General features: G+C 67.0%; 7 protein-coding genes and 1 pseudogene. 5 read left to right on the forward strand and 3 right to left on the reverse strand.

From position 1 onward, the window contains the following. The first annotated feature begins 312 nt into the window (after nucleotides 1-312). Complete coding sequence (locus AB0O15_RS47605) at nucleotides 313-1,431, forward strand: hypothetical protein (RefSeq protein WP_364334750.1); 1,119 nt, start codon at nucleotides 313-315, stop codon at nucleotides 1,429-1,431. A 280-nt stretch (nucleotides 1,432-1,711) separates the two neighbouring features. Here AB0O15_RS47605 and AB0O15_RS47610 read toward each other — a convergent pair whose 3' ends face one another. Continuing rightward, on the reverse strand, nucleotides 1,712-2,188 hold the full coding sequence (locus AB0O15_RS47610) for a hypothetical protein (protein ID WP_364334753.1): 477 nt from the start codon (nucleotides 2,186-2,188) through the stop codon (nucleotides 1,712-1,714). Between the two features lie 622 nt (nucleotides 2,189-2,810). Between AB0O15_RS47610 and AB0O15_RS47615 the strand changes: the two genes are divergently transcribed. Further along, on the forward strand, nucleotides 2,811-3,125 hold the full coding sequence (locus AB0O15_RS47615; protein WP_364334756.1) for a hypothetical protein: 315 nt from the start codon (nucleotides 2,811-2,813) through the stop codon (nucleotides 3,123-3,125). Between the two features lie 24 nt (nucleotides 3,126-3,149). On the opposite strand, the gene AB0O15_RS47620 is transcribed toward AB0O15_RS47615, so the two are convergent. After that, a complete protein-coding gene (locus AB0O15_RS47620; RefSeq protein ID WP_364334759.1) occupies nucleotides 3,150-4,094 on the reverse strand; it encodes a serine hydrolase domain-containing protein in 945 nt (314 codons plus the stop codon). Between the two features lie 290 nt (nucleotides 4,095-4,384). Between AB0O15_RS47620 and istA the strand changes: the two are divergent. The 3 genes and pseudogenes from istA to AB0O15_RS47635 all read left to right on the forward strand — a co-directional run bounded on the left by istA (nucleotide 4,385) and on the right by AB0O15_RS47635 (nucleotide 7,020). Then, a pseudogene (gene istA / locus AB0O15_RS47625) lies at nucleotides 4,385-6,002 on the forward strand (IS21 family transposase). 59 nt (nucleotides 6,003-6,061) lie between these two features. Continuing rightward, on the forward strand, nucleotides 6,062-6,784 hold the full coding sequence (gene istB, locus AB0O15_RS47630) for an IS21-like element helper ATPase IstB (RefSeq protein ID WP_364334762.1): 723 nt from the start codon (nucleotides 6,062-6,064) through the stop codon (nucleotides 6,782-6,784). Nucleotides 6,785-6,804: 20 nt separating this feature from the next. Continuing rightward, nucleotides 6,805-7,020 (forward strand): hypothetical protein, encoded by a 216-nt coding sequence (locus AB0O15_RS47635; RefSeq protein WP_364334765.1) that lies wholly within the window; start codon nucleotides 6,805-6,807, stop codon nucleotides 7,018-7,020. 689 nt (nucleotides 7,021-7,709) lie between these two features. On the opposite strand, the gene fxsT is transcribed toward AB0O15_RS47635, so the two are convergent. Then, entirely contained in the window at nucleotides 7,710-10,055 is a 2,346-nt protein-coding gene (gene fxsT / locus AB0O15_RS47640) for an FxSxx-COOH system tetratricopeptide repeat protein (RefSeq protein ID WP_364334768.1), read from the reverse strand. Between the last annotated feature and the right edge of the window lie 275 nt (nucleotides 10,056-10,330).

Genomic DNA, 10,330 nt, shown 5'->3' on the forward strand with positions numbered 1-10,330 from the left:
CACACCGCCAAGATCGAAGGCCAACACGCTAATCACCGGCACATTCTACTGTAAAGGCGCCTCAGATCGATCGAAGTCCATGCACTGAACTGCCGCCGATAACGCGCGACTGGCCGCTGTTCAGATCGTCAGGAAGCATGGTGCTCGCCGCTGTAGAGGGAGATCCCTGTCGACGCCTTGGCCGCCGCCCGGGGCGGCGCCGGGCGGCGGACGGCGCTGGCGATACTGCGGCGGCCGCTGCGCTTGCTGGCGGGCACGCGAGGGTGGAATCATCTCGGCCATGATCGGAAGAATCGAGTCCTCCGTCCACCAGTGAGCGTGACGACCGAGCCTGAACTGCTCGGACCTCAGATCGCGCTGTTCGAACACGCTCTGCGTCTTCACCAGCAACATCCCGACGGCGTTCTACCTCGCGACGGTGAGCCGTATCCGGACGAAGAGAGTCACCGCTCACGGCCGTCATACCGGCGCGTGAGGGATCAACGACTCCACGGGGCCGACGTCGCTGTCATCCTCGACAGGCATTTCAGCCGACCGGACGCGCAGGCGAGTGAACTTGTCGACGCGTTCGGCGATGTCTACGTCCCGATCCATCGCAACGACCACATCGGTGCCGCAGCGCTGCGCGCGAACCGCGAGAGAGCGCGGCAGACCGGCCGGTGGTTGGTGCGGCACAGCACGGATCGCAAGGCCGCCACGGTAGGACTCGCGCTGCTGGCCACCGATGGGGCCGAGGAAGACATCCCGCTGATCCAAACCATCGGTCTGCTGTCGGATCATTTCGGACCGTTGGCCGCCGAGGCGTTGCAACGCCGCCGTGCAGGCGCAGAAGCGCTGATGTGGCTCGCCGACCGCGTCGCCGGCTGGGGCCGGGTCTACGTCGTCGAAGCACTATGCCGACAAGGCGCCGCCAGTTCGCGGCCATGGCTGCTGCGCCATGCCTGCGACGGCGACTACCTCAACGGCTACTTCGCCGGCGAGGTCGCCACCACAGCGCACCTGCACGAAGCGATCACCGACCCCGGTGCCGGCGATGACCTGGCCGATCACACCGGTCGGCTACTGAGGACCATGGCGGACTGCGCCGGCATGGGCATGACCCTCGAGCACTACCCGCCAGCATCTGCCGTGCTGGCCGCCCATGCTGCTCACATCGCCCGGCAGCCACCGACAATGAACCGATACATCGATGCCGCGATGATCGCCCACAATCTGGTGGCCAAGCCTCCGCACCAGTGCGGCTGTACCACCGAGCAGCGGGACCGCATCGTGCAGCGGTACCTCGTCGTACTTGAGCAGCCCGATTGGCGCGAGGCAATCCGCGCGAACTCGAGCCTGAACAGCGACTTCTTCTCATGGTTCGCCAGCCACGTAGCGGCGCGGCTGCGTCTCGGCGCATTCTCCGATGGGACCGGAAGTGACGAACGCTGAAACCATCCCGCAAATCAGCTCCAGCAAGAAGGCGTCGAGTCGCCTGAAAGGAACCGGCGGCGTGTTCCCGAACCACCATCCAAGTAACCGAGCCGCTGCCTGCCTTGGCGTCCTCACATGCCGCCGATCTTGCGCGCAGCCCTCTGCCGATGCCGTAACCGGTGCTCCAGCACGCCGTCGGGACCGGTCAGCTCGCGCCGTCGCGGTGATCATGGTTCAGGCGCCGCGGAGCAGGGCTCGCAACAAATCGACCCGGCTCGGTAGCCCGTCGCGTACGCCGTCACACCGGGTAGACGCGGTACTGCAGCTTTTCGTCGTACCGGAGACCGGTGACTGCCGTGATGATCGACCAGAGGAAGTCCTCGTCCGGGCCCCAGGACGGCAGGGCAATCTCGGCCTCGACCGGCAGTGGCGTTCCTTCGTCCTCGACGGCCACACCATCGGCGTAGACGTAATGCCGGGTGCGTTCGCCATTCGTGAACAGCGTGAAGCCGTATGTGCTCGAAACACTGCTGAAGAAGACCACCAAAGCGTCGGCCGGGTCGCTCGGCTCCCAGCCCATGACCACATCCATCATCGGGTTCCAGACCTGCACCCAGCCACCCGACTCGGCGGCATAGAGGGCGTCGGGCTTGAGGGCGCTTGTAGCCTGGTCGGCTCCGACCAGTTCGCCGCTGAAATCTGTGATGGCGAGTTCGTCCACCGCCTCGTCCGCCGTCACGTCCTGACGGAAAAGCACCGAGGTGTTCCAACCCATGATCAAAACCTTTCCTTGTACGGCGGGGCCGCTGCCCATTGTTCAGGGCGGCACCGTCAGGACAACATGGGAGGGCGCTCTCGTGAGATACCTCGACGGGCTTTGCTCGCAAAGAAGACCCCGTGAACGTCTTCCGTTCATCGCCGCGGAGCAGACTCGCCGCCCTGCTGGCCGCCTCCTAGCAAGCCCGGGTCAGTTGCCGACACCGCAAACCGGCGCCCTCACATGCCGCTGGTAAGTGCGACACGATGTCGCACGTTTTGAGTAGTTTCGTCGATAGGAGGTTCGACTCGATGTCGAAGACGTGACTCCGGTCAGTGTCCTGGACCGGTCCCCTCCTCTGGCGTGCGCGGCTGGTAATGGCCGGGTGTGGAGCCCAGAGGGAAGCCCAAGGATGCCCGTTCCGACCGGGTGTCACAGCTGGCTCCGTCGGTGAGAATGGGGCCCTTTTGTTTGTGAGCTCTGGTCCCGCCTGTCGGCGACGGGATTGTGTGTTTGCCAGTTCGGGACCCCCACCATGATGCGGCTCGGGCCGGTGGGTGAACTCGGTCCGCCCGGTGCCCCGGTCCGGGTGCGGAAGTTAGGGTGGGACTGCTCCGCCTCCTGTTCGCAGCATGACGTCGTGAGGCGCGACGAGTTGGCCACCGCGTTCGTCTCGCCGCGATGGTGGCCGAGGAATCACGACCACGTGATGGTCGTGCCGAACTCTCACTACGAGAATCTGTATGACCTGCCGTCCCGCGACGGACACGCGATCCACGAGCTGGCGCGCGAGGTCGCGATCGCCATCCGGCGAACCTGCGGCTGCGATGGAACCTCGTTGCGCCAGCACAACCCGCTCGCCAAGAAGATCGGCGCCTGGCCGTCAGTGCTCGCGGTCTCGGCCGCCACCGCCGCGGCGTCCTACGCGGCCGTCGACCGCCGCGCCCAGAGCTGATCAACCGTTGAGCGGCTGACTTTCTCAGCAGGCGACCAGCTCGTCGATCAGACTGTCGGCCAGCTCCTGGGTACGGGCCTCCGTATGATCCAGGGCGATCACGACCATACTGGCACGCTGCGCGGGCAACCGGGCGATCTGGGCGCTCAGACCCGCCCACGAGCCGCCGTGGCGGTGGAGCGGGAAACCGGCCCGGGTCAGCACGTCGACACCCCAGCCGTACGGGATGGACGTGCCGTCGTCGAGCCGGCCCGCCGTGTGCAACAGGCCGGAAACGCCCAGCTCGTCGTTCGCCAGTGCCTCGTTCCAGCGCATCAGGTCGGCCGCCGTCGACCAGACGCCGCAGTCGCCGAGCGACAGCGGCGCCGGGGAGCCCAGCTCGGTCGGCGTGGTGCCGGGCGGGAACGGATCCGGGCCGGGCCAGTAGCGGGTGGCGGCCATGCCGAGCGGCTCGAACAGGCGCGAGCGCGCGAAGTCGGGGAACGGCTCGCCGGCGATACGTTCGACGATGACCGACAGGCAGGTGTAGCCGGGGTTGCGGTAGCTGAACGTGGTTCCCGGCGTGCTCTCCAGGGTCTCGTGCCCGCCCAGCTCGGCCAGCATGCCGGGGACGGTCCGGTCCCGCCCGGCCTTCTTGAGCACGAAGAACTCGCCGGCCTCGGGCAGTCCGCCGGTGTGGTGAATCAGGTGCCGCACGCGGACGGTGGCCGCCCACGCCGGAAGCTCGGGGATCCATTCGGCCAGCGCCGACTCGACGTCGAGCTTCCCCTGTCGCACGAGCAGCGCCACGCATGCGGCCGTGATCTGCTTCGACACCGACGCGACGCAGGCCGTCGTGAACGGCTCGCCGTGGCTTACGTACACCGGCGGCGCGTCCCCGTGCCGCAGGCCGACCACGACCCGGTCGCCGTCGCCGTACCCCGCCGATTCGATGAGCGCGGCGGCCCGCTCGGGAAACCCTCGATCCACCGGCCCAGTATCAGGAGCGGCCGCGACCAGGTAAACCGAATTAGGGCGCGTTTCGTAAGGACAACTATGAGTGGCAGAAACACGCGGTGGGACAAAGTTCGCTGGCACACGAACAAAGTTGGTTGGCGAAGGACAAAGTCGACTGCACCAGATCGGGCCGGATGACCTGCGGTTTGTCCGTCAGTTCTGGGCCCACCTCGATCGGGTGGTTTCGATGTTCGTGAGTTCCGGTCCCACATGAGCTGGTGGGAGTATCGGCTGGTCTGGACGGGAGCCCGCCGATGCCGCCGATGTCGAAGGTCGACCTGTTCGCGGCGATCCGGCGGGACTCCCGCGCTGGCTTGTCCGTGCGGGCGCTCGCGCGCAAGTATCAGGTCAGCCGTCGCACGGTCCGTTCGGCGCTGACATCGGCGTGGCCGGCGCCGCGCAAGTCGATGCCGCCGCGGCCCTCGAAGCTGGATGCGTTCAAGCCTGTCATCGACGACATCCTCCGCGCGGACCTGGACGCGCCCCGCAAGCAGCGGCACACCGTCAAACGGATCTACGACCGGCTGATCGCCGAGCACGGCATGCACGACGTGTCTTATGCGGTGGTGCGTGCCTACGCCGCGGAGCGCAAGCCGGAGATCCGCGTCGAGGCCGGGCGGGGACCGGTCAACGTGTTCTTCCCGCAGACCCACCGGCCCGGCGCGGAAGCCGAGGTCGACTTCGGCGAGGTCGCCATCAACCTTCGCGGTGAACTGGTGACCTGCATGCTGTTCTCGCTCCGGCTCTCCTTCTCGGGCAAGGCCGTCCACAAGATTTTTGCGTCAGGAGGGGTCGGAGGCATTCCTGGAGGGGCACGTCCACGCGTTCACGACGCTCGGCGGTGTTCCCACCGGCAAGATCCGCTATGACAACCTGCGGGCGGCGGTCGCCCAGGTCCTCGGGTTCTCCCGGCAGCGGGTCGAAACCGCCCGATGGACGGCGTTCCGTTCTCATTTCGCCGTCGATCCTTTCTACTGCCAGCCGGGCTTGCAGGGAGCTCACGAGAAGGGCGGTGTCGAGGGGTAGATCGGCTGGTTCCGCCGCAACCACCTCGTCCCCGTCCCCGAAGTAGAGTCGTTCGAGCAGCTCAACGCCATGGTCGACGGGTGGGACGTCGCCGACGACGCCCGGCGCATCGGCAGCCGAGCCCACACCGTCGGGGAGCTGTTCGCGATCGAGCAGCCGCTGCCGGTGCCGCTGCCGGACGAGCCGTTCGAGACCGGCATCTGGCTGGGTCCCCGTGTTGACCGCTACAGCCAGGTCACCGTCCGCACCAACCGTTACTCCGTGCCAGCGCGGCTGGTCGGCCGGCAGGTCCGGGTCCACCTGCACGCCTCCCACCTGGTCATCTATGACGGCCGCGCCGAGGTTGCCCGGCACGAGCGGCTGATGGCCAAGAGCGGCAGCCGTCTGGATCTGGACCACTACCTGGAGGCCCTGTTGCGTAAACCCGGCGCCCTGCCCGGTTCCACCGCGCTCGAGCAGGCTCGCACGGCCGGGAAGTTCACCCCGGTGCACGACGCCTGGTGGGAAGCGGTCCGCAAGGCCCACGGCGACGCCGCCGGCACCCGCGCTCTGATCGAGGCCCTGCTGCTGCACCGGCACATGCCGCACGAACATGTCGTCGCCGGTCTGGCCGCTGCGCTGCGCGCCGGCGCGTTGACCGCGGACGCGGTCGCGCTGCAGGCTCGCAAGTTCGCCGAGACCGACGACCACCCGCACACCGTCGACGAACCGGCCCGGCCCGCGAGCAATGTCGTGTCGTTGACCGAGCGCCGCCTCGCCCAGCAGCTGCCGGCCGACACCCGGCCACCACCGTCGGTCGCTGCCTACGACCAGCTGCTCCGCCACCGTCGCACCGCAGAAGGGACCAGGCCATGACCCGTCATCGAGGACTCACTGAACAGGCCGCCGACGCCGCGATCGACTCCGCCTGCCGGGTGCTGCGTCTGCCCACCATCCGCGGTCAGTTCCCCGACCTTGCCGAGGCCGCCGCCCGTGATCAGATGACCTACCGCGGGTTCCTCGCTGAACTACTCATGGCCGAGTGCGACGACCGGGCCCGGCGCCGCTCCGAACGGCGGATCAAGGCTGCCGCGTTCCCGAGGGACAAGAGCCTGCGCGCGTTCGACTTCGACGCCAACTCCAACGTCGACCCCGCGGTCGTCCACACCCTGGCCAGCTGCGACTGGGTCCGCAAGGGCCTACCGCTCTGCCTGATCGGGGACTCCGGCACCGGCAAGAGCCACCTGCTCATCGCCCTTGGAACAGAGGCCGCAATGGTCGGCTTCCGGGTCCGCTACGTGCTGGCGACCAAACTCGTCAACGAGCTCGTCGAGGCCGCCGACGAGAAGGTCCTCGTGAAGACGATCGCCCGCTACGGCCGCGTCGATCTGCTCTGCATCGATGAACTTGGCTATATGGAACTCGACAAACGCGGCGCTGAGCTGCTCTTCCAGGTTCTGACCGCGCGCGAGGAAAAGGCCTCCGTCGCCATAGCTTCAAACGAAGCCTTCTCGGGCTGGACCAAGACGTTCACCGACCCGCGACTCTGCGCCGCGATCGTCGACCGGCTCGCCTTCGGCGGCAACATCATCGAGACCGGCACCGACTCCTACCGGCTCGCCAAGACCCGCCACCAACTCGCCAACACTAGCCAATGAACCACCCGCCAGTTGGCGTCATGGTCGTCTACGCCCTCACCCAACCCGTCGACGACTTCGACGCGCTCAGCGACATCGAGATCCCCGGACTCGCCAGCGTCATCGCCCACACCGCGCAGGCGATCCTGCGACCGATCGGAGGCTGGACCCACCCCACCAGTCACGACATCCCAGCGTTACCGGTCCCCGGCACCACCCGCGAATACACCCGCCCAGGCGCTGACCCGCCCTTCTGACCCTCGCCCGGCGACGCCCCGCCACCGCAGAAGTGGGCCCCAAGGTCAGCAACATTGATCAAGGGAACCGCTCAACCCGGGCCCAAAAGTCACGCACATCTGGGCCCCGTTTACACGCACGAAGCCACACAGGTGAGGGGAAGACCGAAAGGGTGAACCTGAATGAACCAGTGGTGATGCCTCGTTACGGCAACTCCCCAGGTCGGATCGTAATGGTGGGGATGATGAGGAGCGGGCCGTTGAGAATCGGCGAGCGGCGACTGAGCATTATCCTATGGTCGCGTGGACACCGCTGCTCCCGGGGTATAGCTGGCACCCGACCCGGTCGTATCTCATGCGTGTGGAACGTGTAAACCCCGTCAGGTCCATCTCAGCCCAACTGTGGTGGTAGGCCAACCGTAAGGGAAGCGGAATTCCGTGGCGGGAACGGCGATGAGCCTTCACGCCGTGTGACGTATGTCGAGAAAGGCCCGACGCACGCTCACGCCGATCGAATTGGTTGCTGAGTCGTTTGGTTCTATGCGAAGGCTGCGACTGCGGTCATGGCGGTTCCGTAAGTGCCGATGGCGAGGTTCAGGCCGGTCCTGAGGGCGTGTAGTCGTAGTCGGTGCAGGCGGGAAAACGTGTCGTAATGCCGTTGACGGTGTGCCGTGCCGGGAGCGAATTTCTGCTGGACGGTGGCCGACGTGTCACTCATGAGTGCCTTCCTCGCCCTCTGGCTTCAGATCAGGGTTGTGTCCCGGTGGCAGCTTCAACAGTTGATCGAGTAGGCGGCGGACGGTCCTTACTTGGCGGTGGTCGGGGCCGAGCGCGGCCAGGCTGATGCTCAGGGCCTGCTCGTATTGGGTGCGGGCCTCGTCCAGCCGGCCCAGATCCTGCAGCACGCTGCCGAGGTTGCCGCGCCGGATGCCGATGTCGGGATGGTCAGGGCCGAGCGCGGACAAGCCGATACTCAGGGCCCGCTTGTATTGGGTGCGGGCCTCGTCCAGCCGGCCCAGATCCTGCAGCACGCCGCCGAGGTTGCCGTGCCAGGCGCCGATGGTGGGGTAGTCGGGGCCGAGCGCGGCCAGGCCGATACTCAGGGCCAGCTCGTATTGGGTGCGGGCCTCGTCCAGCCGGCCCAGATCCTTCAGCACGCCGCCGAGGTTGTTGCGCCAGGCGCCGATGGTGGCGTGGGCGGGGCCGAGCGCGGCCAGGCCGATACTCAGGGCCAGCTCGTATTGGGTGCGGGCCTCGTCCAGCAGACCCAGAACCTGCAGCACGCGGCCGAGTTCATCGTGGCGCGATGCCGTTTCAAGGTGGTCGGCGCCCAGTGTCGTTGTGATGACGGCCAGCGCACGCCGGGCCAGTGGCTCGGCCTGCGTGTACTGCCCACGCTCCCGCAGATACGTCGAGGCCCGGGCCAGCAGCCAACCTGCTTGCTCGCCGTGCACCCGGCTGCGTTCGGCGTGCTCGCAGGCCGCCAACAGGTGCGGCAGCAACCGTTCACACTCGGACCACCGAGCCGCCTCCCAGCTGTCCGCGGGAAACACCCCGCGCACCACGTTCACGGCCGTGCTCACCCACGAGGCCTGTGCGTGTTGGTCGATTCTGGCCTGCACGACGGCTTGCACCAGCCGATGCATCCCCACCTCGGCCGGCCCCAGACTGACCAGTGCGTACCGACCGATGGCGCTCAGCAACCGGTTGTAGTTCAACCGGTCAGCCACGGCCGCACCGAGTTCGTCCGGCAGCAGGTCAAGGTTCGCAATTGGCAGGTCCCGCGGCACCTGCGGGCCCAGGAAGGCCAGCAAGGTCAGCAGTTGTTCGGCCATCGGCTCGAGGGCGTGGACCTGGTCCAGCGAGAGAGTCCACACCGTTGCGACCCGCCGCTGATCCTCACCACCGGCGTCCGGCGCCGTCGCGAACATCTCCCGAAGCCGCTCACGCACGAGGCCGACGTAGACACCGAGGTCCTCACCGGTCATCGTCAGGTATGCCGCCGCCTCCTCCATCGCCAACGGCAGATCCCCGACCAGCTCCGCCAGCTCACCCAGCAGCACCTCATCGGTGTGCGTGGTACGGCCCAGCAGGTAGGCGATCGAATCGGAACGCGGCCACACCTGCACCTGCACCGTGCCGGCGTGAGCGCGCCAGTCAGGCCATCGCGACGTCACCAGCACATGCCCAGTCCCGGCCGTGGGGATCAGCCCGGCCAGCGACGAAGGCTGCTCGGCATTGTCATAGACCAGCAGCCACCGGTCACGGCCGCCCAGCTCGGCGAACAACCCGGACACCGCATCCCGCTCGTCCACCGCATCCGGCAGACCCAGCCGCCGCCCTAACTGCGCCAGCTGCGCCGCCACCGTGGCCGGCTCGGCCGCATCGATCCACCACACCAGCTCGTAGTCGCTGCGGAACCGGTACGCGTACTCCACCGCCAGCGTGGTCTTACCAATCCCACCAAGCCCGTGTACTGCCGCCGACCGTCCCTCGGTGCACAGCTGCTCGTACACCGCACCTATCAGATCCGCGCGCCCGGTGAACACCGGGATCCTCGCCGGCAGATTCGACACAGCCGGCCCAGCGCCGGGGAACCGCGCACCCTTCCGCCCCGGAAACACCGCCGCCGACGGCCTCGGCCGTTCCTTGTCCACCGCCGCCAGCAGCTTCTTACGCGCCACCACTTCCGACGCCTCGACCAGATCCACATAAACCCGGGTTGCCAGCAGACCCGGCGGCTCACACGGCTGTACCCGTACCGGGATCAGCAAACCCTTCTCACCGGTCGGGTCACCGGCGAACACCGCACGCCACTCCGCCTCGCCGAACCGCGACCGCAGATACGCCGGAGACAACACCACAATCGTCCGCTCCGCCGACACCAGCCCCTCATGCATCTCACGAACAAAATCGCGGCCCGGCCGGAAATCCGCCGCCTGATACTTCGTCGAGAACCCGGCGCCTTCGAGCTGCACCGCGATCCACTCAGCCCAATCGCGATCACTACCCGCGTAACTGATGAAAAAATCAGGGCCCGCCAGCCTGCCACCCACCCACGCCTCCCGCAGCGCCGGAAGACAGCCATCCTACCCACCGGCCAACCACCTACAACACCGCCCAGAACACGCTCGGCAATACAGCGAAATACCGCGATCTTCGGCCAAGAAATGATCAACATATTGCCGCCTAGACCTGAAGATCAATTCACTCTCATGCCGCATACAACGCGCGTCTGGTCGCGTAGCTTGCCGCGGCCGGCACGCCAGCTGTCACTCGTCGTGGTTACCTTGATGGCGTGGTGGGTTCGCCGTCCGGCGACACTGGAGCT

The organism is Actinoplanes sp. NPDC089786 (genome assembly GCF_040684855.1).
Classification (GTDB): domain Bacteria; phylum Actinomycetota; class Actinomycetes; order Mycobacteriales; family Micromonosporaceae; genus Actinoplanes.

Excerpts from the sequence above, each read along its gene's own strand:
- AB0O15_RS47610 (WP_364334753.1), bottom strand. The coding sequence starts at position 2,188 with ATGGGTTGGAACACCTCGGTGCTTTTCCGTCAGGACGTGACGGCGGAC.
- AB0O15_RS47635 (WP_364334765.1), top strand. The coding sequence starts at position 6,805 with ATGGTCGTCTACGCCCTCACCCAACCCGTCGACGACTTCGACGCGCTC.